Origin of the sequence: Bifidobacterium oedipodis (assembly GCF_012932425.1) — a bacterium.
GTDB lineage: Bacteria > Actinomycetota > Actinomycetes > Actinomycetales > Bifidobacteriaceae > Bifidobacterium > Bifidobacterium oedipodis.
On the sequence record NZ_JAAIII010000001.1, the window covers coordinates 574,905 to 600,279 of the forward strand.

The 25,375-nt window shown below is 59.5% G+C and carries 18 protein-coding genes, 1 other RNA gene and 2 pseudogenes; 6 read left to right on the forward strand and 15 right to left on the reverse strand.

Features of this window, described 5'->3' with window-relative positions; translation table 11 throughout:
- Positions 1–62: 62 nt before the first annotated feature.
- From rho to gatC, 9 genes are all read right to left on the reverse strand, one after another.
- Positions 63–2,234, reverse strand: coding sequence for a transcription termination factor Rho (gene rho / locus G1C95_RS02440; protein ID WP_335341390.1), 2,172 nt, complete (start codon positions 2,232–2,234; stop codon positions 63–65).
- A gap of 323 nt (positions 2,235–2,557) precedes the next feature.
- Complete coding sequence (locus G1C95_RS02445) at positions 2,558–2,896, reverse strand: type II toxin-antitoxin system PemK/MazF family toxin (protein WP_169171330.1); 339 nt, start codon at positions 2,894–2,896, stop codon at positions 2,558–2,560.
- Positions 2,897–2,900: 4 nt separating this feature from the next.
- On the reverse strand, positions 2,901–3,446 hold the full coding sequence (locus G1C95_RS02450) for a Panacea domain-containing protein (RefSeq protein ID WP_169171331.1): 546 nt from the start codon (positions 3,444–3,446) through the stop codon (positions 2,901–2,903).
- 183 nt (positions 3,447–3,629) lie between these two features.
- Positions 3,630–5,249: an NAD(P)/FAD-dependent oxidoreductase gene (locus G1C95_RS02455; protein ID WP_169171332.1), complete on the reverse strand. Its 1,620-nt coding sequence runs from the start codon at positions 5,247–5,249 to the stop codon at positions 3,630–3,632.
- Positions 5,250–5,749: 500 nt separating this feature from the next.
- Positions 5,750–6,064, reverse strand: a complete 315-nt coding sequence (locus tag G1C95_RS02460) for a DUF2469 domain-containing protein (protein WP_033890645.1) — start codon at positions 6,062–6,064, stop codon at positions 5,750–5,752.
- 8 nt (positions 6,065–6,072) lie between these two features.
- Positions 6,073–7,131 carry a GNAT family N-acetyltransferase gene (locus G1C95_RS02465; RefSeq protein ID WP_169171333.1) on the reverse strand — a complete coding sequence of 353 codons (1,059 nt, stop codon included), beginning with the start codon at positions 7,129–7,131 and terminating at the stop codon, positions 6,073–6,075.
- A gap of 221 nt (positions 7,132–7,352) precedes the next feature.
- Positions 7,353–8,852 carry an Asp-tRNA(Asn)/Glu-tRNA(Gln) amidotransferase subunit GatB gene (gene gatB / locus G1C95_RS02470; protein ID WP_169171334.1) on the reverse strand — a complete coding sequence of 500 codons (1,500 nt, stop codon included), beginning with the start codon at positions 8,850–8,852 and terminating at the stop codon, positions 7,353–7,355.
- 42 nt (positions 8,853–8,894) lie between these two features.
- A complete protein-coding gene (gatA, locus tag G1C95_RS02475; protein ID WP_169171335.1) occupies positions 8,895–10,430 on the reverse strand; it encodes an Asp-tRNA(Asn)/Glu-tRNA(Gln) amidotransferase subunit GatA in 1,536 nt (511 codons plus the stop codon).
- A 4-nt stretch (positions 10,431–10,434) separates the two neighbouring features.
- On the reverse strand, positions 10,435–10,734 hold the full coding sequence (gatC, locus tag G1C95_RS02480) for an Asp-tRNA(Asn)/Glu-tRNA(Gln) amidotransferase subunit GatC (RefSeq protein ID WP_169171336.1): 300 nt from the start codon (positions 10,732–10,734) through the stop codon (positions 10,435–10,437).
- A gap of 424 nt (positions 10,735–11,158) precedes the next feature.
- On the opposite strand from gatC, the gene G1C95_RS02485 reads away from it, so the two are divergent.
- Together G1C95_RS02485 and G1C95_RS02490 are read left to right on the forward strand one after the other, a co-directional pair.
- The gene (locus G1C95_RS02485) at positions 11,159–11,554 is read left to right on the forward strand and encodes a hypothetical protein (protein ID WP_169171337.1); all 396 of its coding nucleotides are present in this window, start codon (positions 11,159–11,161) and stop codon (positions 11,552–11,554) included.
- On the forward strand, positions 11,538–11,861 hold the full coding sequence (locus G1C95_RS02490) for a hypothetical protein (protein ID WP_169171338.1): 324 nt from the start codon (positions 11,538–11,540) through the stop codon (positions 11,859–11,861). The genes G1C95_RS02485 and G1C95_RS02490 overlap by 17 nt, the downstream gene beginning before the upstream one ends.
- 42 nt (positions 11,862–11,903) lie before the next feature.
- Here the strand turns inward: G1C95_RS02490 and G1C95_RS02495 are convergent, their stop codons facing one another.
- From G1C95_RS02495 to G1C95_RS02505, 3 genes are read right to left on the reverse strand one after another with little or no spacing between them, the layout of a single operon-like run.
- Positions 11,904–12,698, reverse strand: coding sequence for a TrmH family RNA methyltransferase (locus G1C95_RS02495; RefSeq protein ID WP_169171339.1), 795 nt, complete (start codon positions 12,696–12,698; stop codon positions 11,904–11,906).
- Between the two features lie 2 nt (positions 12,699–12,700).
- A complete protein-coding gene (locus G1C95_RS02500; protein WP_169171340.1) occupies positions 12,701–13,348 on the reverse strand; it encodes a type I phosphoribosyltransferase in 648 nt (215 codons plus the stop codon).
- Positions 13,349–13,357: 9 nt separating this feature from the next.
- Positions 13,358–14,764 (reverse strand): DNA recombination protein RmuC, encoded by a 1,407-nt coding sequence (locus tag G1C95_RS02505; protein WP_205832687.1) that lies wholly within the window; start codon positions 14,762–14,764, stop codon positions 13,358–13,360.
- Positions 14,765–14,957: 193 nt separating this feature from the next.
- On the opposite strand from G1C95_RS02505, the pseudogene G1C95_RS12760 reads away from it, so the two are divergent.
- Together G1C95_RS12760 and G1C95_RS12765 are read left to right on the forward strand one after the other, a co-directional pair.
- Positions 14,958–15,980 (forward strand): annotated as a pseudogene (locus G1C95_RS12760) (cupredoxin domain-containing protein); the annotation flags it as partial.
- A gap of 72 nt (positions 15,981–16,052) precedes the next feature.
- A pseudogene (locus G1C95_RS12765) lies at positions 16,053–17,690 on the forward strand (HAD-IC family P-type ATPase); the annotation flags it as partial.
- A 167-nt stretch (positions 17,691–17,857) separates the two neighbouring features.
- Here G1C95_RS12765 and G1C95_RS02515 read toward each other — a convergent pair.
- Positions 17,858–18,589, reverse strand: coding sequence for an MIP/aquaporin family protein (locus tag G1C95_RS02515; protein WP_169171343.1), 732 nt, complete (start codon positions 18,587–18,589; stop codon positions 17,858–17,860).
- 153 nt (positions 18,590–18,742) lie between these two features.
- On the opposite strand from G1C95_RS02515, the gene G1C95_RS02520 reads away from it, so the two are divergent.
- Positions 18,743–19,741: a LacI family DNA-binding transcriptional regulator gene (locus tag G1C95_RS02520; RefSeq protein WP_169171344.1), complete on the forward strand. Its 999-nt coding sequence runs from the start codon at positions 18,743–18,745 to the stop codon at positions 19,739–19,741.
- 117 nt (positions 19,742–19,858) lie between these two features.
- Here the strand turns inward: G1C95_RS02520 and lacZ are convergent, their stop codons facing one another.
- On the reverse strand, positions 19,859–23,089 hold the full coding sequence (lacZ, locus tag G1C95_RS02525; protein WP_169171345.1) for a beta-galactosidase, LacZ type: 3,231 nt from the start codon (positions 23,087–23,089) through the stop codon (positions 19,859–19,861).
- A gap of 363 nt (positions 23,090–23,452) precedes the next feature.
- Between lacZ and G1C95_RS02530 the strand changes: the two genes are divergently transcribed.
- Positions 23,453–24,934 carry a glycoside-pentoside-hexuronide (GPH):cation symporter gene (locus tag G1C95_RS02530; RefSeq protein WP_169171346.1) on the forward strand — a complete coding sequence of 494 codons (1,482 nt, stop codon included), beginning with the start codon at positions 23,453–23,455 and terminating at the stop codon, positions 24,932–24,934.
- Positions 24,935–24,952: 18 nt separating this feature from the next.
- Here G1C95_RS02530 and ffs read toward each other — a convergent pair.
- Positions 24,953–25,049: signal recognition particle sRNA small type (gene ffs, locus G1C95_RS02535), an RNA gene on the reverse strand.
- Between the last annotated feature and the right edge of the window lie 326 nt (positions 25,050–25,375).

Consider the following 25,375-nt stretch of genomic DNA (forward strand, 5'->3'; position numbering starts at 1 on the left):
GTTGACGAAGCCTAAAAAATCAAGGCTTTCATCAACCGGCCAATTATTGATTTGATCAGCGATCAGTTGCCGTTGGTGGCGTTGCCGGCGTTGGCCTGCTGCACAATCGCGGCAAGGAAGTCGCGGTTGGTAGCGGTCTTCTTGAGGCGCGGCACCAAGGTCTGGTAGGCCTGCTCGGGTTCCATACCGCCCAGCAGCCTGCGCAGACGATAGATAACCGGCAGTTCGGACGGATTGGTGATCAGCTCCTCACGGCGGGTGCCGGAGGCGTTGATGTCGATGGCCGGGAACAGGCGCTTGTCTGCCAGTTCGCGGCTCAGACGCAGTTCCATATTGCCGGTGCCCTTGAATTCCTCGAAAATCACCTCGTCCATCTTGGAGCCGGTTTCCACCAGCGCGGACGAAATAATGGTCAGGGAGCCACCGTTCTCGATATTGCGGGCCGCACCGAAGAACTTCTTCGGCGGGTACAAGGCCTGCGCATCCACACCACCGGACAGGATACGACCGGAGGCGGGGGCGGCAATGTTATAGGCGCGGGCCAGACGGGTCATGGAGTCGAGCAGCACCACCACATCCTGGCCGAGCTCCACCAAGCGCTTGGCGCGTTCGATGGCCAGTTCAGCAACGGTGGTGTGGTCGGAGGCGGGGCGATCGAAGGTGGAGGAGATGACCTCGCCGGCCACCGTGCGCTCCATATCGGTCACCTCTTCGGGGCGCTCGTCCACCAGCACCACCATCAGATGCACTTCAGGATTGTTGGCGGTGATGGAGTTCGCGATGTTCTGCAGGGTGATGGTCTTGCCGGCCTTCGGCGGGGAGACGATCAGACCACGCTGACCCTTGCCGATCGGCGAGACGATGTCCATGATGCGACCGGTGAGCTTGTTGGCGGTGGTCTCCTGCTTGAGGCGCTCCTGCGGGTACAGCGGGGTGAGCTTGGAGAACTGCGGGCGGTTCATCGCCTCTTCCACACTCATGCCGTTAATCGAATCGATGGCCTGCAGCGGCACGAACTTCTGACGCTGGTTGCGGCGATCATTCTCGCGCGGGGCGCGGATGGTGCCATGCACGGCATCACCCTTCCTCAGGCCATACTTCTTGACCTGGCCCATCGAAACGTACACGTCGTTCGGGCCGGGCAGATAGCCGGAGGTGCGCACGAAAGCGTAGGAGTCGAGCACATCGACGATGCCGGCCACCGGCACCATATCCTCCGCCGGCTCTTCGCGACGATTGTCGCGGGTATCACGGGTATCGCGAATATCGCGATCGTCACGACGGCGATCATCATCGCCGGCATCGCGGCCGCGCATACGACGGTTGTGACGGTCGGCGCGCTCGTCATGGGCGGCGACGCCACGGTCACGGTTGCGAGTGCGGCGAGTGAACTCACGCTCTTCACCAGCCTCGCCCTCATCGCTCGGCTCGGTGTGCTTCTGGCTGGGCAGAGTGGCGAGAATATCATCCAGGTCACGCACAGCATCGATATTGTCATCAGCCGGACGGCGACGGCGACGTGTGCCCTCACCCTCATCGTCACGCACGCGACGAATGCCCGGCAGTTCCTCACCGTTATTGCGACGATTGTCACGACGCTCGCGGCGGCGATCGGCCGGATCAGTGCCCAAATCAAGCGTGGCCAGCAGATCGTCAGCCTTGGCAGACATCTCTTCGGCGGAGCGCTTGCGCATCTTGCGGCGCGGAGCCTCATCCTGCGCATCGTCCCTGCGGCGATCGGCAACCGGGTCGATGCCGTCGAGATTAACATCATCCAGGTTAATGGCCTTGCGGCGGGTGCGGCGAGCGCCTGCAGCCGGCGCTGCGGGCTCAGCGGAGGCAACGGATTCGGAGGAACGATCGGCCTTGGCAGCGCTCCTGTTTTCATCGGTGGATTCCGCAGAATCGGAAAGGCTACCGGCAGCCGCCTGCTCGGCGGGCACCGGAATTTCTACGGGTGCGGCAGCTTCGGTGGCAGAGACGGGAAGGTCAAGCTGATCCTGAGCCGCTGGTTCGGCAGTTGTTTCCGGAGCATTGGTGGCAGCGGTTTTCGACGCCGTCTTTGGCGCACGAACCGTCACACCGGCTGGAGCCTCGCCGCCTGAACGCGCGGCCTGCAACGTGGCGAGAAGCGCGGGCTTTCGCATGGTCGAGGTGCCACGAAGGCCCATCTGCTTAGCGAGCTCACGAAGCTCAGGCAGCTTCATATCCTCAAGATTCTGGCTGTTTGCCACTGATTCAACCCTTTCCATAGCACCTGCCGACGGCATACGGCGACGACCTTGCTCTATGAATGATTGCGACATCACGCCGCGCACGAACGTCCGTGCGCAAACCCTTGCGCTGTAACGAACAAGCATCACATTAGCGCGCATCCCCGGACAACGCAAAACAAGGCCCGTCGTTGGCAACGATGGGCCATGTTCGCGTGCGGTCGCGCGTCTTGCACTAGCGCCGCATCAGAAAGTCTGACGGTTGAACCGTTACTGTTGGAGCTGGTCTAGTTGGGCCTCCGCACTACTTGTTCTGAGACCCGAGACCGAAATTATGATGCCTTCTATTCATCCCATTCCACACGGTCTTCAACCATGTTGACATCACGAGGAGTCAGTATTCCAAGACGTTCATGAATATCCTCGTTATTGATGATGAGGATTTCATCACACAATGCCAGTGATGGCCGATCCAAACCTTCCCTGCGCCAATCCAACTTGACTGCATCGCTGCGATGAGCGTACCGAGATACTTTCGATGTCACGTATACGGCATACCAACCGTTGCCATCATCGGTTTGGTCGAGAAGGATAACAGGCCTAGGCTTCCAATGATTTGGCTCGTCGAGCCAATTAACATCAGCTCGACGAATATCCCAACAGCGAAGCATGGCCAGAATCATGGAACTAATCCTCCATGAATTCTGCGGGCAGCCGAGTATGCCCGTCTGAGGAAGGAATGTACTTCACACGTTTCGGATGACGACGGCCCGCACGCTGTACCACAGGATCATGGGTTTGTGCCCACTGACGCAACATCTCAACGTCCATTACCGATACGCCATGCTCACGACACTCACTCCAAGGAAGGCCCGGCTGATGAGTCATATTCGCCAAGCCATAGGCCGAATACTGGCGATACTGGCGATACACACGGTTCAGAAGATCATATTGTTCAGCAGTGAACTTCGTATGGTCAAACGGGCCATACGTCACGCGAATAGGTTCCCCATGATTTGCCTTGAATGTCCTATACACACTCGGCACCACAGGACCATAATCCCACGCCTCAAAATCATCATCGAACAAAGGAGCTCTGGTTTCCTGCAGTGAGGCGATCTGCGCGAAGTACAGCAATTTTTGCAGTTTCAGGTTGGAGACCCCCTCCCCATCCTCTCCTTCGCTCTCTGCGGCGCTGATAAAGAAATTCGCCACGTCCAGCACATCGGGCATATCATTCACCTCCTTGTCTCTTTAAGCATACACATCAGTCAACACTTGAAACAGAAGTCAGATAGGTTTCAGCAATTGTCTTCGCCGCTCTAGCAAACGCTCGAATATGCGCGGAGCGCGAAACCACCGATCACAGTGTGATAGTGAGATTTCGCGCCCCGCACTCAAAATGCTGACAGCCGACTACTTCGACTCGTGGTAGGACTTCTCCGTGTTCACGGACCACACGTTCTTCTTGGAGGTTTTGCCGGTCTTGATATTGCCGACGGCCTCCATGGCGGTGGCCATGGAATGATCCATGTTGTTGTAGCGGTGCTGTCCGTTGCGGCCCACGCAGTAGAGGTTGCCGAATCCGTCCAGATATTCGACGAGCTCGCCCATGCGATCGTAGGTGTCGAAGTAGGCGGGGTAGGCCTTCTTGACACGTTCGCGATGGGAGTCGATCACATCGTCCGGGCCGTTGATTACGCGCATGCGGGTCAGTTCGGAGATGGCGAACTTGGTGGCGTCCTCTTCGCTCATATTCCAGAACGAATCGCCTTCCTCGCAGAAGTATTCGAGGCCGACCCACACGGTGTCGTCCACATCCTTGACCAGGTACGGGCTCCAGTTGTTGAAGATCTGCAGACGGCCGACCTTGTAGCCCGGATCCTGCACGTAGATCCAGCAGTCAGGCACAATCGGCGGGTTGCCGAGCGTGGGGATGTCGGTGGTGTTCTTCAAACGCAGATGCTTGACCAGCAAGCCCACGGTCACGAAGTCGCGGTAGGGCAGACCGTTGGCCACTTCGGTCATGTCAGCGGGCGCGGGCTTGGAGCCAGTGGCCACGGCTTCGGCATCGGCACCGGCCGCGTCGATGGCGTTAACCAGATCCTTAACCGGCATGGACGAAATGAACTGGTCGCCGGTCAGTTCGGTGCGGTTGCCTTCGGAATCCTCATAGACCACAGAGCTGATCGCACCATTGGACTGACGCAGCTCAATCACCTTGGCGTCGGTAAGCACCTTGACGCCGGCGGCCTCGCAGTTGGCTTCCACGGTTTCCCACAGCTGGCCAGGGCCATACTTCGGGTACCAAAACTCTTCAATCAGCGAAGTTTCAACCTCAGCGTTGCTACGCTTCTTCGGCATCAGCTTGGCGACGGCGTTCTTCAGCACGCCCATAATGCTCAAGCCCTTGACGCGCTGGGCACCCCAGTCGGCGGAAATCTGAGAGGGGTGACGACCCCACAGCTTCTCGGTGTAGCCTTCGAAGAACATTGAATACAGCTTGCGGCCGAAACGGTTGATGTAGAAGTTCTCCAAGTTGGTTTCGGGCAGCTTGTGGAACATCGACTTCAGGTAAGAGAAGCCGGCCACCATGGTGAGCTTGAAACCCATGGCTTTGAAGGTGTTGGGGCTCAGCGAAATCGGATAGTCGAAGAAACGACGATTCCAATAGATGCGTGAGACGCGGTGGCGCTTAAGCATCACCTTGTCTTCCACTTCGGGATCCGGGCCGCCCGGCTCCATATCGTGCTCGCGGCCGAGCTTCTTGTCATCGTAGGAGGGCGCGCCCTGCAGCGGCAGCACGCTCTTCCACCAGTCCATCACGCGCTCGTCTTTCGAGAAGAAGCGGTGACCGCCGATATCCATACGGTTGCCGTTGTGCTTTACGGTGCGCGAAATACCGCCGAATTCGCGGGTTTCTTCCAGCACGGTCACATCGTAGGTATCGCTGCCGCCATCTTTGATGAGTTCCCAAGCGGCGGTCAGGCCGGCAGGGCCGCCGCCGATAATCACCACGGATTTTTTATTGCTCACGTATTGCTCCTTATAACCAAATCACGGATATCCTACTAGACTGTGCGGAAGCGCACGCCGCAGTTGTGCGGTTCCCTACATTTCCCGACCATAGCTAGTCGTCGACTATCACAACCCACGAAATATCGACGTTTCCTTGGGGTATTAATTTTCGGCTTTATCACACCCCCGCAGATACTGGCATATTACTGGAGTAGTGATTCCCTAACTTCATCACAACCCTGCGAATATCGGCATATTTGTGGGGTTCTGATTACTCAACATAATCACTACCCTACAAATACCGGTGCATTCGTGGAGTAGTGATTATCCAGCCCCACGCACTACTCACAAATACCGTGGTATTTCCGTAGTAGTGACAGACCAGAAAATCACAACCCATATTTTATGCCGATAATTGAGGGGTTGTAATACCCAACGACTGCCGACAAAGACGGCACATATAGTACAGCCGCTGCACAGCCACGTGCGCAGCGGCAACTTACGGCGACGAATACCGGCTAGTGAATATCGTCGGGGATGTCAATGTCGGTTTTCTGCACTTCCTCGACGTTGACGTCCTTGAACGTCACGATGCGCACGGATTTGACGAATCGGCTGGAACGATACACGTCCCACACCCAAGCGTCGGTGAGCTGCACGTCGAAATACACGTCCTGCCCGGCGGAACGCACGTTGAAATCGACCTTATTGGCCAGATAGAACCTGCGCTCGGTCTCCACCACGTAGGTGAACAGTTTGATGACGTCGCGATATTCCTTATATAGTGCGAGTTCGGCGTCGGTTTCGTAATTATCGAGATCCTCGGCGCTCATATGCTTCTTTACTTACCTTCCGTATCACGCTTGCGACCACGCCCCAGCGTGCGCCACCAAGCGTCCTTCGATGTTTTACGTTCGTTCTGTCCGTATGGCCAGTTGCTTTGTTCCTCAGTGCCAGTATGCGTCTTCGTGCGCGGCTGCTCCTGCACCGCAGGCTGTGTGGGCGTCGGCGATGCGTCAGCACCAGTGCGCGCAGAAGCATAGTCTGCGGCGGACTTGCGCGCCGGAGTTTCGACCGGTGCATCCTGGGCACGTCGCTTCTGCTGGATGGCGATGGAATGCTCGCGTGCGGACAGCGCCTCTTTAACTCCGGGGTTGCCTTCGATCAGGTGCATGCCGAACGCTTCCAGCGAACGAATCGGATCGTATTCGTCCACAAGCGTGTCCATAACAATCAGGTCTTGGTATTTGTTATTCTCTACGTCCCACAGTGCGTCACGCGAGACGCCGGACGGCACGAAGCCAAGCGACTGGTAGACGGAGCGGGAGCGGCTGTTCTTCTCCGGCACGCCCACCCAGATGCGGTGCATGCCCAAGCCGGCCGGTTCGGGGGCGAAACCATAGGTCATAACGCGAGGCATGGCGTCGCGCGAGTAGCCGCGGCCTCGGTAATCTTTGCCAAGGATGATTTGGATACGCGCGGAACGGGACCAGCCATCGATATCGATGAGGAAAATCATGCCGATCACATTGTCGGTGGCCTGCGCGTCGGTTTCGCCGTTGTCGTCATGGTCGGCGTCGGTGAGAATGGCCCACGCAATGGTGCGGCGGGATTCCGGATCGCCCACACCTGACTCTTCGGGGGCCTGCCCCAACTCCCATGCTTGGGATCGACGAACCCACGTGTGCACCACGGCACGTTCCGCAGCGGCATCCTTGCCGGTGATTTTGGAGGCGCCGGCGAACGCTTCCAGTTCGTCAAGACGCGGCAAATCGGCTACGGTAGCGGGACGCAAGTGAATCATTTCACCGCGAATCGGCGGAACGGTGATAGCGAGAGGCAGTTCGCGCGGCTGTTGCACGTTGATGCCCAGCGTTTCGTTCTCGGTGATGTCGCTCATCGGTGTTGTTACCCCTGTTCGGCTTACGGCTGCTTACGGCTCTCGGTTGCAGTGCCGAACATATCTTACTCGTCTGGGTGAATGCTGGGAGAGACTTGGCAGTGATATACCCCACACCTCCATGTGTGCGGCGTGTCTTGAAACAAGCACAACGCCGCAATACGACCGATGCCGGTTTTGGATTGCTCCAGAACCGGCATCGAACGGGATTACAGGGATAATCAGCCCTTGAGCTTGCCCATCACAACCTTGGTGACGGCCTTGGCGTCGGCCTGGCCGCGCGTGGCCTTCATCACAGCACCGATGATCACGCCCATCGGCTTCATGTTGCCGCTCTTGAGCTTCTCGACCACGTCGGGGTTGGCGGCGAACGCCTCATCCACAGCCTTGTCAATCAAGCCATCGTCGGAAACGACCTTGTAGCCGTGCTTGGCGACGACCTCGGAGGGCGTACCCTCGCCGGCCAGCACGCCGACCACGGTCTGCTTGGCGAGCTTGTCGTTGAGCTTGCCGTCGGCGATGAGCTTCTCAACCTCAGCCACGTCAGCCGGGGTGATGTTGAGCTCTTCAAGGGAGATGCCCTTGGCATTCGCCTCGCGAGACAGCTCACCGAGCCACCACTTGCGGGCACCGGCAGCGCTTGCGCCGGCCTTGACGGTGTCTTCAATCAGATCGAGCGCGTCGACATTCAGGATGTCGCGCATCTGGGTGTCGTTCAGACCCCATTCGGCCTTGAGACGGTTGCGACGTTCGCGCGGCATCTCCGGCATCTGGGCGCGCATTTCCTCGATGTGCTCGGGGGTGATGTGCAGCATCACCAGATCGGGATCGGGGAAGTAGCGGTAATCGTCGGCGTCGGACTTCAGACGGCCGCCAGCGGTGGCCTGCTGCGATTCGTCCCAGTGACGGGTCTCCTGCAGGATTTCGCCGCCTTCGGACAAGATCTGAGCCTGACGACGAATCTCGTACTGCACGGTCTTTTCGATGCCGCGGAACGAATTCACGTTCTTGGTTTCGGAACGGGTGCCGAACGGGTCGGACGGCGAACGGCGCAGCGACACATTCACGTCGGCGCGCATATTGCCCTGCTCCATGCGAGCGTGGGAGATGTTCAGCGCGCGCACGATATCGCGGATGGCGCGCATATAGGCACCGGCGATTTCGGGGGCGCGGTCGCCCGCACCTTCGATCGGCTTGGTCACGATTTCAATCAGCGGCACACCGGCACGGTTGTAGTCCACGAGGGAGTGGTCAGCACCTTCGATACGGCCGTCGGCACCGCCAACGTGGGTGTTCTTACCAGCGTCGTCCTCGATGTGGGCACGCTCGATCGGCACACGGAACACGGTGCCGTCTTCCAGTTCCACATCCAGATAGCCGTTACCATTGGTGGGCTTGTCATACTGCGAGATCTGGTAGTCGCGCGGCATATCCGGGTAGAAGTAGTTCTTGCGGGAGAACTGGCTCCACTCGTTGATTTCGCAGTGCAGGGCCAGGCCCAGCTTGATTGCGTAATCAACGGCGGTCTTGTTCAGCACCGGCAGGGAGCCGGGAAGACCGAGCGAGACCGGGGTGAGCTGGGAGTTCGGTTCGCCGCCGAAATGCACTTCTGCCGGGCAGAACAGCTTGGTGGTGGTGGAGAGCTCCACATGGGTTTCGAGGCCGAGCACGGGATCGAACTGCTTGCAGGCCTCGGAGTACTTCATGAGTTTTTCAGCCATGATATTTCCTTAAAATCCTTAATCGTTGCCGATTCCTGCGTGTCACTCGCCCAGCCAAGGGGTCTTGAGGGACTGCCAGATCGGGCCACCCCACTGCTCCTCAAGCGCGGCTTCGAGAGCGGCGGCGGGCTTGTACATCACTTCGTCGCGCTGCTGCGGCGCGATGAACTGGATGCCAACCGGCAGGGCCAGATCGTCGGCAGACAGGCCAGCGGGGATCGACATGGCGGGCACGCCGGCGAGGTTGGCCGGAATGGTAGCGATATCGTTCATGTACATGGCCAGCGGATCGTCCATCTTCTCGCCGAACTTGAAGGCGGTGGAAGGCGAGGTCGGGGAAACCAGCACGTCAGCCTGTTCGAAGGCCTTCTTGAAGTCGTTGATGATCAGCGTGCGAACCTTCTGCGCGGAGCCGTACCAAGCATCGTAGTAGCCGGCGGACAGGGCGTAGGTGCCGAGGATGATACGGCGCTTGACTTCGTCACCGAAGCCGGCCTCACGGGTGTAGGCCATCATGTTGGCGGCGGTCTGCGGTACACCGGCCGGCGGCATCACGCGCAGGCCGTAACGCATGCCATCGTAGCGGGCGAGGTTGGAGCTCACTTCGGACGGCATGATGATGTAGTACGCACCGAGGGCGTATTCGAAGTGCGGGCAGGAGACCTCGACCACTTCGGCACCCATTTCCTTGAGCTTGGCAACAGCCTCGTCGAAACGCTGCTGCACGCCAGGCTGGAAGCCTTCGCCGGACAGTTCCTTGACCAGGCCGACCTTGAGACCCTTCAGGTCACGCTTCATGCCCTCGCGGGCGGCGGCGGCCATCGGGCGAGGGCCTTCAGGGATGGATGTGGAGTCGCGACGATCATTGCCGCCGATGATCTCCTGCAGCAACGCGGAGTCGAGCACAGTACGAGAAACCGGGCCAATCTGGTCGAGCGAGGAGGCCATAGCGATGGCACCGAAGCGGGAAACACCGCCATAGGTGGGCTTGACGCCCACGGTGCCGGTCAGGGAGCCGGGCTGACGGATGGAGCCACCGGTGTCGGTGCCGAGGGCGAGCGGGGCCTCGAATGCGGCCACTGCGGAGGCGGAACCACCGCCGGAACCACCAGGCACGCGCTCGGTATCCCACGGGTTGTGGGTGGTCTGGTAGGCGGAGTGCTCGGTGGAGGAGCCCTGCGCGAATTCGTCCAAGTTCGTCTTGCCGAGAATCGGCATATGGGCGGCCTTGAGCTTTTCGATCACGGTGGCATCGTAGGGCGGAATCCAACCTTCGAGAATCTTCGAGGCGGCGGTGGTTTCGATGCCCTTGGTGACGATCATGTCCTTGATGGCGATTGGCACACCGGCCAGTTCGGGCAGCTGGGCCTTGTCTTCGGCAGGCAGCGCGTCGAAGGTGTCGGCCTGCAAGCGGGCCACATCGCCGGAAACCTTCAGGAAGGCCTTGATGGACGGCTCGGCGGCTTCGATCACCGCAAGATGAGCGTCGACCAGTTCGCGCGAGGAGGTGTCGCCCTTCTTGATGGCCTCGGCCATCTCAACGGCGGACAGCTTCACCAATTCGTTTGCAGCAGTCATCGTCTCACTCCTCGCTTCCCAGGATTCGCGGTGCCACGAACATACCGGCCTCGGTCTTCGGGCCGCCGGCGAGCGCTTCGGACTGCGTCAGCGGCGTGGCAGGCACGTCCGGGCGCAGATAGGCTTCGAGCGGCACCGGGTTGGCGGTGGGTGCCACGTCGTCGGAAGCGACTTCCTGCACTTTGTTGATGGAGTCTGCGATGACGTTCAGTTCGCCTTGCAGACGGGTGATTTCCTCATCGGTAAGCGCGATTCGGGCAAGATCGCCCAAATGCACAATCTCTTCGCGTGAAAAAGTAGGCATGGTGCCAAGAGTAACGCGGCTATGTGACACGCAGTTGACCATATTCCATAAAGAAATATGCCCGCCAATTGCGGATAGTTCACGAGAAGCAGCACGGCCAGCTATGATCGAATCCCTCATCCCAGCACTCAGCAAACTCATGTTGTAGAGCAGCCTAAACCACATGAGACGACTGCAAATGTTTCACAGACTGTTTCACACTGCGCTTCCTGTTGCATATTCCAGCTACAGCAACGTTTCACACCATGTTTCACAACAGATTGATAACACGCCACACAAAATTTCCTAAAAGTTATCCACAATGCGCATTTCCCATATGGCAGAAGGCCTAAGCCATGTTTTCGAAGCTCTCTCCACATAGGTCGTTTTTCATGCCCTCGCAAGCCAAATCCCGATAGCATCAAATCAACCGAAAGGAGGCGCGATGTCCGGAGAATCGACTTTCGCATACGAAAATGATAGACTTTCGCATACAAAACAAAATAGCGAGCAACAATCCATCACCGAATTTGTTGTGCTGGACAGAGTTGCCCAGCGTCATCCACAAATCGCTGTAGACGATATACGGTTCGCGTGGGCTCGATACCGGCACCTTATGCCTCGTCTCGATACTGATCCGTTGCAACTTATGGCGGTCGGATTCGATGGTCACGCAAGATTGCTGGAAATGATCGCCTTTGTTGCGTCCAACGACAACGGAGACCAGCTTGTGGTGTATCACGCAGCACCCTGCACACCAAAATTCCTGCGCGAGATGCGGCTTGACAATGATGAAATCAACTACCTGTTAGGAGGGAACCGACATGGTGTTTCGCACTAAAAACGGCACGGTTGTTACCGATGAAATGATTGAACAGTGGGCAGAGAACGCTGAAAAGGGTCTCTACCCAGGCACCCCGGGCACCACCGTCACGCGGCCGCAGTTCGGACGTCCACGACTTTATGCCGAGCCGCTGGCATCCGTTACGTTCCGTCTGCGCGAGGAAGACCTGCAACTGGCAGATGGTTGGGCCAAAGACAGAGGAGTCAGCAGGTCCATTATTCTGCGCGAGCTGGTGGAACGTGGCATTCGCGATGTGCAGTGCGATATGGAACGGTCATCTTCCGCCATCGCGGACGGCGATTAATCAGCTAATCAGCGCACCGACATAACGGATTGGGCAAACAAATCAGCAGGCGATGGGTGCGATGGTGGCGTGCTGGGCGATCCAGGCGTGCATGGCGACGGCTGCGGCGGCACCGGCGTTGATGGAGCGCACGGAGCCGAACTGGGAGATATACACCACGTCATCGGCCAGCTGCAGCGCTTTGTCGCTCAAGCCCGGCCCTTCGGCACCGAACAGTAGCAGGCAGCGCTTGGGGAACGCATAGGTTTCCATCGGCACGGCACCGGGGATGATATCAAGCGCGATGATACGGGCGTCTTCCAGCTCGCGGATGCGCGCATCGGCATCGGCCCCGCCTTCGGCACGGGTTGCCGCGATTTCACCGGCGATGCGGTTGCGCCAGCATTCCACCAGTTCCGCGATGGAGGGATGGTGCTCGACATGCTGGTAAAGCTCGGTCATCAGTGCGCCCTTGCGGTTCCACTTGTGCGGGCCGACGATATGCACGCGGCGCGCCTGGAAGGCGTTGGCTGTGCGAACCATGGAGCCGATGTTGAAATCGTGGGTCCAGTTCTCTACCGCCACTTCGAAATCATGGCGACCGTGCGCATCGAGATCGGCCTTGATGGCTGCCACGGACCAGTAGCGATACCGGTCGAGCACGTTACGCCGATCGCCTTCATCGAGCAGGGCCGAATCGTAGCGGCCGGGCACATAATCCGGCGACGCAGGATTATCCGGGCGCGCTTCAAGCGGCTGCCCCGGGTGGGTTTCAGCCCACGGGCCGACGCCAATCTCGCGGAATTCGGGTTCGCCTGAAGCCTTGGCAGCCAAGGAAATCTGGTTGGGAGCGTGCATAACTAGCGCAGTTCGTCCTCGTGGAACACCTGCACGAAAGGCACGGTATGGTGTTCGTCGTTCACAGGGTTGACGATGTCGATATGCTGATCGTCTGCGCCTTCGCCCACGCCGCCAACCAGTGAGGCCACGGCCACCACGGACGCCCCCTCGTGCTCCACGATGGAAAAGTCGAGGCTCAGCTCATTGCCGTTGCGCAGGGTGACCAGCGAGCTGGTCTGCACATACGATTTTTCGGACAACCATGCGTCGAGCAGCAGTACGCGGCGGCCCTTGATGGACGGCCCCTTAATGGAGGGGAACACGAAATCCATCAGGAAGCCGTCCAAATCCTCACCACGTGAGGCGGCTGCCTGAACCATTGCGCACACCAGCGGCACGCTGGCTGCGGTCAGTGCACCCACCGCATCGAAATCGTCCACGGAATATCCGGCATCCTCAAGCGTATCCAGCAGCACATGGCCCAGCACGGAAGCGCCACGATGATCAAAGGTGACCGCATACAACTCAGAAAATGGCTTGCCGGCCATGCGTTCGCACAACAGCGTACGCAGTTGTTCGCGCGGCTCAAGCGCGGCGAAGGCGAGGGCGTCTCCGGCATCGCGCAGGTCAGCAGGACCGGTAGGACGGAATGCATTGGTTTCGCTCATAATCTCAGCCTATCGCGTGCGGCGGTCTTCACCAGCATTATCACCGTCGCCGCCGTCGCCGCCGGCATCAACCACTTCGGGCGCGGAAAGTTCGTTGACGTTGGCTGATTCGGATTCGATCAGCGGCACTTCGCCGATGATCTTGGTCGGCTCGATTTTCTGCAGCTTGCGAGCGGTGGGCAACACACGCTTCTCCAAGCTGGCGGCGAACTTATTGTAGGCTCCCACGGTTTTGGCGATTTGCGAGCCCAGTTTGGTGGCATAGTCGCCAAGCACGGCGAAGCGATCATACAGCTCACGCGACAGGTCAAACAACTGCTTGGCGTCGTCGGTCAGGCTCTGCTGCTGCCATGCGTAGGCCACGGATTTGAGCACGGCCCACAAGGTGACCGGCGAGGTCAGCGCCACCTTCTTGGCAAAGGCATCATCCAACAGGGTGGGGTCGGCTTCAAGCGCGGCCTGCAACAGCGCCTCGTTGGGAATGAAGGCGATCACAAAATCAGGGGCCGTTTCGAAAGCGTTCCAGTAGGCCTTGTCACCAAGCGCGCGCACATGCTCGCGCAGAGCCTTGGCGTGGGCGCGCAGCAGATCGCTTCGACGGCTCAGCTCCTCGGGGGTTGCGGTTTCCGGAATCTCACAGGCACGTTGATAATCGGCATACGGCACCTTGGCATCGATCGGAATGGTTTTATTGCCGGGCAGGTGCACGATCATATCCGGGCGCAGAATACGGCCGTCAGCATCGGTGACCACCACCTGCGTATCGAAATCGACGTGTTCCAACAGACCGGCCGATTCCACGATATTCTTCAACTGTGCCTCTCCCCATGCGCCACGCACCTTGTTATTGCGCAACGCCGCAGATAGCGAGCTGGTCTCTTTATCCAGACGTGCCTGCTGCTCGCCCAGCCCCTTAAGCTGTTCGCCGAGCGCACCCATCTCCCGCTTACGGCCCTCTTCAATCTGCGCAACCTTGGCTTGCAACGTATCAAGGTTCTTGCTGACGGGGGCAAGCGCCTCCATCACCTTGGCATGCTCCTTCAAACGCGCCTCCTGCTCGGCACGCTTGGCTTCTGCTTGTTCGGCCTCGCGCTGACGCTGGGCCTCCGCTTCGGCCGCCGCACGCTCACGTTCATGTTCGATGCGGATTTGTTCTGCCTGCTGCGCCTGCGCAAGCTGGGATTTGACGAAGACAAGCTGCTGTTCCGCACCTTCCTTAGTGGCACGCGCTTCAGCAACCGCCGCGGTCAACTCGCTGATTCGCCCACGCGCGACTTCCAGATCGCCGTGCGCCTCGTTCAATTCATTGACCCTGGCTGAACGGGCCGTTTCCAAGCCTTTGGCCCGTCCCAACAGAAAGCCGGCCAGCAGCCCCAACGCCACGCCAACCAGCAGCATCACAATCAGCATCCACATACTTGCATTCCCAGTCATGCTCCCAGTAAACCACGCTGCATCGTCCGCCAGAAACTGCAGCAATAGAGGCTTACGCAGGGCACAACAACGCTACGCTCAGTGCGAGCATTCCGTGCAACTAGCTGTAAACGTGAGATGATGTGGGAGTCTCAAGATCATGAGCACAGCGAGAGCAGAGAAAACGGAGAGGCATATGTTCCAGATTGTTGTGGCACTGATTGCCGCGGCCCTGATAACGTGGGGCATCCTACGATTCTTCTTTGGCACACAAAAAGCCACGGCTGGGCAGATGGCCGATGGCGAGCAGCGCGCCACCATCACCGTCAAGGGTGGCTACTCCCCCGCCATGGTGAGTATGCAGGCGGGCGTGCCGATTCGTTTGACTTTCGATCGTCAGGAAACCGGCGAATGCACGTCGCATGTGGTGTTCGCTGATCTGGGGCTCGATGCCATGCTGCCTGGCAATGCCGTCACCGATGTTGAGCTGCCGGCCTTGGCTGCGGGCGATTATCCCTTTGCCTGCGGTATGAATATGGTGCATGGTTTGCTGAGGGTCGAAAGCGATGGCGGCGATGCCGCAGCTTCGACTGCTGCCATTGCAGCTGACGCAACGGCTAACGGCAGCACAGCCGACGCCGCACAAATGCAACGTACAATGCCGTCCGCTCCTAGCTCCGCAACAACATTCAGTACTACAACCATGCCCGGCACCACCGTCGCCCCCGATGCGCTTCAGGCGGAGCGCAACGAGGCGCAGGAACGGGCACGGGAAATCGCTTCGCTGCGCAAACTAGTGATTGTGGGCGCAGTGCTCACCATTCCGGTGTTCGCGGTCACCATGCTGCATATGGTCAACCATATGTGGGTGCCGGCTTGGATGATGAACCCGTGGCTGCAGGCCGTGCTGATCACACCGGTGATGTTCTATTGCGGACACCCGATCCATTCGGTCGGTTTCCCTGCGCTGGCGCATCGCGCACCTGATATGAACTCGCTGGTGTCGTTGGGCACATCCGCCGCATACCTCTATAGTCTGGTCACCTGCATCGCCCCTTGGGTATTCCCGGAGGGGTCTCGCGAACCATATTTCGAATCGGTGGGCGTGGTAATCACACTGGTTCTGGTCGGCCGACTGTTGGAAACCAAGGCGCGCGAAGGCACTGGCAAGGCCGTGCAATCGCTGATTAAACTTCGCCCCCGCACTGCGCACAAACTGCACGAACCGGCGGCGACCATGCTCGCCGAGCAGGCCAACGCCGCTGAACGGCCCAGTCCCTCTGCGGCACTATGGATGAATCCCGCCAATGCTACGGACGTGGATATCGACACCGTGCGCGAAGGCGATTTGCTGGCTATCAAGACCGGCGAGCGCATCCCCACCGACGGCATGCTGGTGGCCGGTGAGGTGACGGTGGATGAATCGATGATCACCGGCGAATCCAAGCCGGTGGCGAAAGCCGCAGCGGCAACAGCAACAGCGACGGACGATGCTCAACCGAGCAGCAACGGAACCACGGACGCCACGCTCACCGGCGCCACCGTGGTATTGAAGGGCAATGGCGTGATGCGCGTCACCCAAACTGGCAGCGACACGGTACTCGCACAGATTATTGCGTTGGTGGCACGCGCCCAGGCCACCAAAGCGCCGGTGCAACAGCTGGCTGATCGCATTGCACGATACTTTGTGCCCGCAGTGATGGTGATCGCCGTGTGGACTTTTGCGATTTGGGTGGCGGTCGGCCCTGCCCCGCAGTTGGCGCACGCGCTGGTGACGGCGGTCAGCGTGCTGATTATCGCTTGCCCGTGTGCACTGGGCCTAGCCACACCGCTGTCGGTAACGGTGGCGTTGGGGCTGGGGGCCACGAACGGCGTGCTGGTCACCAATGCCAAGGCGTTGGAACAGGCACGGCGCATCGGCACGGTGGTTTTCGACAAAACCGGTACGATTACGCGCGGCATGGTCGATGCGGATGCCGGTTGGGACAAGCCTAGCTATACGCAGGATACGGTTAAGGACGGCTCGCTCGAAGCGGTTGCGGCCCTGCGCGCGCATGGCATCCGCACAGTGATGCTTTCGGGAGACAAGGCCGAAGTGGCCGAACGCATCGCACGCGAGGTCGGCATCGACACGGTGATCTGCGAGGTCAAGCCCGATGGCAAGGCGTATTGGATCAAGCAGTTGCAGTCCGAGCGCGACCTGCGCCCGATGCAGGAGGATCAGAGGCACGGTTGGCGCAAGCATGAGCCGCATGATCTGATTGCAATGGTGGGCGATGGCATCAACGACGCACCCGCACTGGCACAGGCGGATTTGGGCATTGCTATCGGCACCGGCACGGATGTGGCCATGCAGTCGGCGGATGTGACGCTGATGAGCGGCGATTTGCGGGGCGTTATCGCCACCATCAACCTGTCGAACGCCACGATGCGCAATATCCGCGAGAATCTGGCATGGGCGTTCGGTTACAACATCATCGGCATCCCCGTGGCCGCCGGCGTGCTGTTCCCAATCACCGGCTGGCTGTTAAGCCCGATGGTTGCCGGATTGGCGATGGCGTTGAGCTCCGTATGCCTGGTATTGAACGCGAATCGTTTGCACGGGGCGCGCATCGATACGAGACTGAACGCTGGCACCAACGTTGCCGCTGATGGCGGCCGCCCTGCCGTCAACCCGCCGCATATCATCAAGGACAATACTCATAACAGCACCAACACCACAAAGGAGAACACTATGAATATGACTATGCATATGAACGCAGCTTCACCGACTGATGGCGAAACCGCCACCGATCCGGTGTGCGGCATGACCGTGGCGGTGAACGCCGACGCGATCACGCGCGAGTACGACGGCACCACCTATTACTTCTGCGGCGAGCACTGCGCCAACAACTTCATGAAGGCACCGCAGATCTTCCTCAACAACTGATGGCGCTAACTGAGCGATAACCAATAGTGGCAGTTGGCTTACTGTGCACTGTGCACACCAGCCAACTAGCTAACAGCATCACCGCCCAAATACAGCAGGGGGCCTTCCGCACACACGGAAGGCCCCCTGCGTTACGCCGCCATCAGAGCGACGCGTAAAGTACGGCGTCAGACGAACAGCACGTTGTACAGCCATGCGCCGGCGATGGCACCCAGAATCGGGGCCACAACCGGAATCCATGCCTCGGCCCAGCGGGATTCGCCCTTGTTGGGAATCGGCAGGATGGCGTGCAGCAGACGCGGCATCAGATCGCGGGCGGGGTTGAGGCCAGGGCCGGTCGGGCCGCCCATGGAGGTCACCAAGCCCCACACGATGAAGCCGACCACGATGGACGCGGCGGCGTGGTCGTTCTCGCCCCACGGCAGCGTCAGGCAGCACAGCGCGCCCAGCACCAGCATGAGGGTGCCGAAGAACTCGTTGAGGAAGTAGTTCGAACGGGAGCCTTCGGCGTCAGTGGTGCAGAAGGTCGCGAGGATGGCCTCGGGATCGTCGGTCTCCTTATAGTGCGGGTAGTAGGTGACGTAGACGATAAGCTGACCAACGGCGGCACCGAGCAGCTGCGCGATGATATAAGGCAGCACGTCGCCCCACGGGAACATGCCGTTGATGGCCTGAGCCAAGGTCATGGCCGGGTTGATGTGTGCGCCGGAGACGCCACCGAACATCAGCACGGGGAACATGACGCCGAAACCATAGCCCATGGCGATGTTCAGCCAGCCAGCGTGATGGCCTTTGGTGTTTTTCAGCTCGACGTTGGCCACAGCGCCGTTGCCGAATACCATCAGCACGGCGGTGCCGACGAATTCGGCGGCCAGTTTGGTAAACAGGGAGTATTCCACTTGTTGTTCTTTTCTCTCTTGTGCGATAAAACGCGGCGATTATACGCTTCTTCCCTGACGAACATGGCGTTGGGCGACACCGGACAACGATGGGCGGTATGGTGACCATGGTAACGATAGTGATTCAGGCTTTGCTAAGGAAAGGGGTGCACGGTGGCAACTCGCAAACAGGTGGCGCAGCTCGCCGGAGTGTCGCCGAGCACGGTGTCGAGGCTGCTGAATGGTGACGATACGCTGTCGATCAAGGATGAGACGCGTCGGCGCATTATGCAGGCATGCGTCGAATTAGGCTACGGTGGCGCTTTCCGCCCCTCAATCGCCGTATTGGATGCGCCGCCTTCGGGCGAGGAGCTGCAGGACGCGTATTTCGCCGAACTGCGTGATGTGTTCAAGCAATGCGCCGATGATATGGGCTTCGAGCCGTTGACTTTCGTCGCATCACCGCAGGAGCTGACCGATCGGGCGACGGCATTCGATGGATTCGTCACGCTGGGTGCAACCACATTCCCACGCAAGGAGCTGGAGGCGTTGCACGACGCACTGCCGCACGGCGTGTGTGTGGATACGAATCCGGCACCGGCCCTGTTCGATTCGGTGCAGCCTGACCTGTCGCAGACGATGCTGGATGCTTTGGATGCGCTGATGGCTGCCGGACGCACACATATCGCCTTTCTGGGGGGCGTGGGCAGCATTATGGGCCTGCATTCGTATCCCGAAGACATCCGTACGCTGGCGTTCCGCAATTGGTCGGAGCGTTTGCAGCTCGACACCGAAGGGCTGGTGTATGCCGAAGGCCTGTTCACTGTGGATAATGGCCGGGCGCTGGGCGAGCGCATCATCGCCGAGCACCGCAATGCGATGCCGGATGGTTTGATTGTCGCCGCCGATGTGTTGGCGGTGGGCGCATTGCAGGCGATGAATGCTGCCGGCGTACGCGTGCCGGATGATATGGCGGTGATCAGCATCAACAATCAGTCGATTGCGCGGTATACGTCGCCGGCGTTGAGTTCGTATGCGATTGATCAGCGGGAGTTGGCGCGCACGGCACTGTCCACGCTGGTTGATGGCTTGCGCCATGAGCGCAAGGTGCGTCGGCATGTGCTGCTGTCAACCGAATTGGTGGTGCGCGGCAGTTTTGTTCCCCGCCGCTAACGACGAAAACAGCATAAGCCATAAACACCATAAACGTCGCAAAAGCCGGTGCTGTGACCTGATTGGCATCAAGTCAGGTCACAGCACCGGCTGTATTATCGTCGGTTTCCTTACCGATTACACCAGTTCGAGGGTCACATCAAGCGCCAGCGACTGGTCGGCCGGCAACTGGTAGGCAGCATGGACAGGAGCGCCCCAGGAGTCGTCGCCTCCGACACCCATCTGGCCGGTCAAAAGTCGCAGATAGTTGTGGCGAGATTTGGGCAAATCCATCGGGCGACGCGCCGCTTCGATGGTGTAGGTATCCCATGGCAGCAGGCTGGCGGCCAGCGGCTGTTCATCGCACCGGCTGGCACGGATGCCGTGCCCGTGTTCGTCGAGTGCTTCGATCCAGCGCACGCCTTCATGGCTGCCGGATTCCTGCGCCATCAGATATGGTGCGAATGAGCCGCTGGCCGTGGACTGCCAAATGCCCAGTTTGCCGCCGCACTTGCGATCGCGGTAGGTTTCCTCCGGCCCTAGGCCGTACCAGCACAAGCGGTCGTAGGCCGCAGGCAGTTCCCATTCGATGCCGAACGCCGGCAAAGCGGACACGCGCTCGCTCTGCTCCGAGATGCCAGGGTAGGTGGCGGTCAGTCGCACGCGCATATCCGCGCCGATATGCCAAGTGACGATCACGGGCGTGTGGTCGGGATCGGCGAGCCGATACAGGTATTCGGCTTTCATTCCGTCGCCGTCGCGATCGATGTCAGTTCGTTCAACCGTGGCGTATCGGCCGGCGGCGAACCATGCCGAGCGCTCATAGCCGGAGCGATTGCCTCGATCGTTATCAGTTAGCGGCCGGAAGGTGACGAGGTCAGGCCGGCGCACAACCATCTGCCGCCCGTCCTTCTTCCACGACACGATGCCGCCTTGGGTGCGCGACATCAGAATCTCCTCGTCGCCGAGGCGCATGCCGGCATTCCAACGCCCAAGTGTGATACGGGCGGTATCGCCAGCTTCGGCAATGGATTCGACGCCCAAAGTGGCTGCAGTATTGACGATGCCGCTGAGGATGCCACTGAGCTGGCCGAACGCCAGTTCGTATCCGGCCGGTGCCCAATCAGTGGCCTGTGCAAGACGCTGATCGACCTCATAGGTGACTTCGCGAGTGGTTGCAGAGGGTGCGGGGAAGGCGATGTCGTGACGTTGCGTGGCACCGGCGGGCACGTCGAAACGATAGTCCGCATGCCAGGTTTCGCGGCCATCCTCCAAAAGTCGCGCGGTGAACAGGTAGCCACCGGTCGAAGTGAATAGGTTGCGGTTTTCGATGGTCACGCCTCGGCTATCAGGGGTGATGCGCACGTTCGCGTACAGTTGCTTGACTTCCTGCGCTTTGGGGCTGGGCGTGCGGTCGGCGAATACGATGCCGTTGCCGGCGAATTCGTAGTCGGTGGGCCGGTCACCCCAGTCGCCGCCGATGGTGAATTCCTCGCCACCGGCGTTTGCCGGATCACCGCTGGGGCGCGCAAGTCCCTGATCGATATAGTCCCAGATGAAACCGCCCTGATAGTGCGGGTAGGATTCCAGCGCGACGTATTCGTTCAGTCCGCCGCAGGAGTTGCCCATGGCATGCGAATATTCGCAGGAAATGAACGGTTTGGCAGGATTATGTTCCAGATAGTCGATGATGTCGGCGGGCTTGGCGTACATGCGGCTTTCGATGTCGCTGACCGGCTTGTATTCGGGCTTCCACTGCACACCTTCGTAGTGCACCGGGCGGCCGGGATCGAGTTCGCGGGCGCGATCGCCCATCTGGCGGATGACTTCGCCGGCGTAGGATTCGTTGCCGAGCGACCAGATCAGCACGCTGGGATGGTTGCGATCGCGCAGAATCATGCTGTCCATTCGGTCGAGGCATGCACCTTGCCATGCGGGGTCGTCGCCGGGGATAGAGGTGCCGACCGGAATGTCGCCCGGGCTGTTCCAGCTGCCGTGGGTTTCGAGATTCGCCTCGTCGATAACGTAGACGCCATATTCGTCGCACAGTTCGATCCACCGGCTTTGGTTGGGGTAGTGGCTGGTGCGCACAGCGTTGATATTGTGCCGCTTGAGGAAGCGAATGTCCCAGAGCATATCGTCTTCGGTGACGGCCCGGCCTCGGTGGGCGTCGAATTCGTGCCGGTTGACGCCTTTGAATACGATGCGTTTGCCGTTGAGCATCATAATGCCGCCTACGATGGCGAAACGACGGAAGCCGACGCGGGCGCGCGATGTTTCGACCGTCTGTCCATCGTCGGTATGCAGGCTGACGGTTAGCGTGTACAGGTTGGGATCCTCAGCGCTCCATGGCAACGCTTCGTCGATCCTAGTTTCGGCGTGCAACGTCGCAGTACTGGCGCAGGTGGTTTCCCAAGCGATAACGCCGTCGGGCGCAATCAGGGTGATGGTGGCACGACTGGCATATTCAGGGTGCTGGATGCGGGCGGTCAGGTTCAGCAGGCCACAACCGGCGCCTGGATCCCAGTCGGCGTCGACGGCAAGATCTTCAACGTGTGCGGCGGGTATGGCGGTGAGTTCCACGGAGCGGAACAGGCCGTGCAGTCGCCAAAAGTCCTGGTCTTCCAGCCAGCTGGCGGACGAATGCTCATAGCAGGCCACGACCAGCGTATTGTTGCCGGCTTGCAGCGCATCGGCAACGTCGAATTCGCTGGGTGTGAATGAATCCTCCGCATAGCCGATAAACCGGCCGTTCAACCATACGTAGATTGCGGTGGCCGCGCCATGGAATGTCAATGTGACGCCCCTGCCTTCGCGCACGGCCTCGGCAATCTGCCCGACCGGTTCGAAGTCGCGACGATAGATGGCCACATGGTTGTTGTCGGGGATATTCGGCGCTTGCGGATTCTCATGCCCATCCCACGGATACTGCACATTCACGTATTGCGGGGTCAGCAGTCCTGCGGTTTCCAGATGGGACGGCACTGCGATACGCGCCCATGACGAGTTGCCGCGGCCACCGACCTCGCCGGAATCACCAACATCCCCGGCATCGCTGGAATTGCCAGCGTCTTGGGCGTCTTGCATATCGCCAGCGCACTGATCGCCACGCAGACAAGCAGTCAGACAGTCAGGGAAATGATCGACGGCAGCCGGCACAACACGCACACGCCATTCGCCGTCGAGGCTTTGCTTGAGATTGCCATGCTCACCGTCCCTCGGCGCGCCGGCGAACAGCTCATGATCACTGTGAGCGGCGAGCCGGTTCACTGCGAACACGCGCGGATCGATTAGCCATGCGGGTTTTGGAGCGGAGGAAGTTAATGCGATTGAAGAAGTCGCGGATGATGAGGATGTCGCCTGTGCCATGGGCTTGCCTTTCGTGTGGGGCCATATTCGGTACGTTGCGCAGAGGGATGGCGCGTCGCGTCATTGTCGTCGCAGTAAAGAACGCCTACGGTTGTTCTTTACTTGAGATAATAAATTACTTTACTAAATTACGCAACTATCGCGCGTCCAACAGTCCAATAAACAACAAAAGCACCATCTACGTAACTATTGTTCGCTCATATATAGATTCCTTGTCACACAAGCAAATAACTGCTATACCCCTTACAACACAACGCGACGCGCCGTAAGGTAAATAACTTTACTTATTTTGATAAATACTTATACTTTTTCGTAAGACCACGACGGTCTTACGTCACGGAAGGCAGCAAGGAGGCCCTTGACATGAACGACAATCAGACGCCGCAACTATCCGGCGAATCACCAGACAAGGCGGCGACGGGCACCCAGCGCACCAATCTTGCGCAACGCATCGCCTACGCCTTCGGCAACCTCGGCCAAGCCGCGTTCTACAACACGATGAGCACGTTCTTCATCACCTACGTGACCACCGCATTGTTCATCAACGTGGATCGCGCACTCGCCGCCCGTATGATCGCCATCATCACTTCGCTGGTGGTGATCATCCGCATCGCAGAAATCTTCCTCGACCCGCTGCTCGGCAACCTTGTGGACAACACGAACAGCCGCTGGGGCCGCTTCCGCCCATGGCAGTTCATCGGCGGCCTGGTGCCTGCCATACTGCTGGTTATGGTGTTCACCGGCCTCTTCGGACTGGTGGACGTGAACACCACGGCTTTCATGGTGCTGTTCGTCATCGTGTTCATCGCGCTCGACGTGATCTACTCACTGCGCGACATCTCCTACTGGGGCATGATTCCGGCCATCTCCTCCGATTCGCGCGAACGCGGCATCTACACTTCGCTGGGCACGTTCACCGGTTCGATCGGCTATAACGGCATCACCGTTATCGTTGTGCCCACGGTCAGCTGGTTCACCTGGAAATTCACCGGGCAGTGGGAGCAGGGGCGCACCGGTTGGGCCTGCTTCGCCATCATCGTGGCACTGCTCGGCCTGATCACCGCATGGACCGTGGCCTTCGGTACTCGCGAAAACCAGAGCAAGCTGCGCACCGAAGCGGCGGGCGGCAACCCCATCGACGCCTTCCGTGCCATCGCCCGCAACGACCAGCTGCTGTGGGTGGCGCTGAGCTACGTGCTGTATTCGATCGCCAACGTGGCCACCACGGGCGTGCTGTTCTATCAGTTCAAATATGTGCTGGGCATGCCCGACAGCTTCTCCATCGCCGGCATCATCCCCGTGATCACCGGCCTGATCACCACTCCCCTCTACCCCGTGCTCAACCGCCGCATTCCACGCCGCTGGCTGTATGTGGCCGGCATGTGCCTGATGATCGCCGGCTACGCGCTGTTCATCGTCGGCTCCACCCGACTGCCGCTGGTCATCGCGGCGCTGGTGCTGTTCTATTGCCCGGCGCAAACCATTCAGATGACCGCGATTCTGTCGATGACCGATTCCATCGAGTACGGACAGCTCAAAACCGGCCATCGCAACGAGGCGGTGACACTGTCCGTGCGACCGATGCTTGACAAGATCGCCGGCGCACTGTCCAACGGCATCGTCGGATTCGTGGCCGTCGCCGCCGGCATGGTGGGCTCCGCCACCGCCAGCGACATGACCCCGGCGAATATCGCCACGTTCAAAACCTGCGCTTACTATCTGCCGCTCGCCGGCATCGTGCTGAGCCTGGTTGTGTTCCTGCTCAAGGTCAAAATCGACGAGAAGATGCACGAGCGCATCGTCGCCCAGCTGGAAACCAAGCTCGCCGCCGAGCACGAAGGCTGAGCTGGCAAGCCGCACAAAAATAGAAAACCCCCACGCACCCGTCAGAGGCCACTTACCCTTGCTGCATTCCTGCCCTGGGGGAGTTGGGTGACATAGCGCCGCGTGGAGGCTCTACCTAGTGTACAGCACCCCCGGACCGACGCCGTCTCGCGCGTCGGTCCGGTTCTATATATCTGGGGGTGCGACGCGTGCAGCGGGTACGCAGACAATATTCAGCAACATGCCCAATTGTGTGAATTCGGCGTAAATCAACGATTTTTTCACTTCTAGCGCTATAGAAGGCAATCGTTTTTCAGGGCCAGCGGTTACGGTGGGAGGCATGTCCTATACACGTCGCGTACATGCGCATGCAGCCAACCCCGCTACCAGGCGGGTTCGCAGCGCACACAGCAGTACCACGCGCGCCACAGGCAGCTCATCCTATGCCAGCGCACGAGTCGC

Coding starts and splice junctions, on each gene's coding strand:
- G1C95_RS02445 (WP_169171330.1), bottom strand. CDS start 2,896: ATGATTCTGGCCATGCTTCGCTGTTGGGATATTCGTCGAGCTGATGTT.
- G1C95_RS02450 (WP_169171331.1), bottom strand. CDS start 3,446: ATGCCCGATGTGCTGGACGTGGCGAATTTCTTTATCAGCGCCGCAGAG.
- G1C95_RS02460 (WP_033890645.1), bottom strand. CDS start 6,064: ATGAGCGCCGAGGATCTCGATAATTACGAAACCGACGCCGAACTCGCA.
- G1C95_RS02465 (WP_169171333.1), bottom strand. CDS start 7,131: ATGAGCGACATCACCGAGAACGAAACGCTGGGCATCAACGTGCAACAG.
- gatB (WP_169171334.1), bottom strand. CDS start 8,852: ATGGCTGAAAAACTCATGAAGTACTCCGAGGCCTGCAAGCAGTTCGAT.
- gatA (WP_169171335.1), bottom strand. CDS start 10,430: ATGACTGCTGCAAACGAATTGGTGAAGCTGTCCGCCGTTGAGATGGCC.
- gatC (WP_169171336.1), bottom strand. CDS start 10,734: ATGCCTACTTTTTCACGCGAAGAGATTGTGCATTTGGGCGATCTTGCC.
- G1C95_RS02485 (WP_169171337.1), top strand. CDS start 11,159: ATGTCCGGAGAATCGACTTTCGCATACGAAAATGATAGACTTTCGCAT.
- G1C95_RS02490 (WP_169171338.1), top strand. CDS start 11,538: ATGGTGTTTCGCACTAAAAACGGCACGGTTGTTACCGATGAAATGATT.
- G1C95_RS02495 (WP_169171339.1), bottom strand. CDS start 12,698: ATGCACGCTCCCAACCAGATTTCCTTGGCTGCCAAGGCTTCAGGCGAA.
- G1C95_RS02500 (WP_169171340.1), bottom strand. CDS start 13,348: ATGAGCGAAACCAATGCATTCCGTCCTACCGGTCCTGCTGACCTGCGC.
- G1C95_RS02505 (WP_205832687.1), bottom strand. CDS start 14,764: ATGTGGATGCTGATTGTGATGCTGCTGGTTGGCGTGGCGTTGGGGCTG.
- lacZ (WP_169171345.1), bottom strand. CDS start 23,089: ATGGCACAGGCGACATCCTCATCATCCGCGACTTCTTCAATCGCATTA.
- G1C95_RS02530 (WP_169171346.1), top strand. CDS start 23,453: ATGAACGACAATCAGACGCCGCAACTATCCGGCGAATCACCAGACAAG.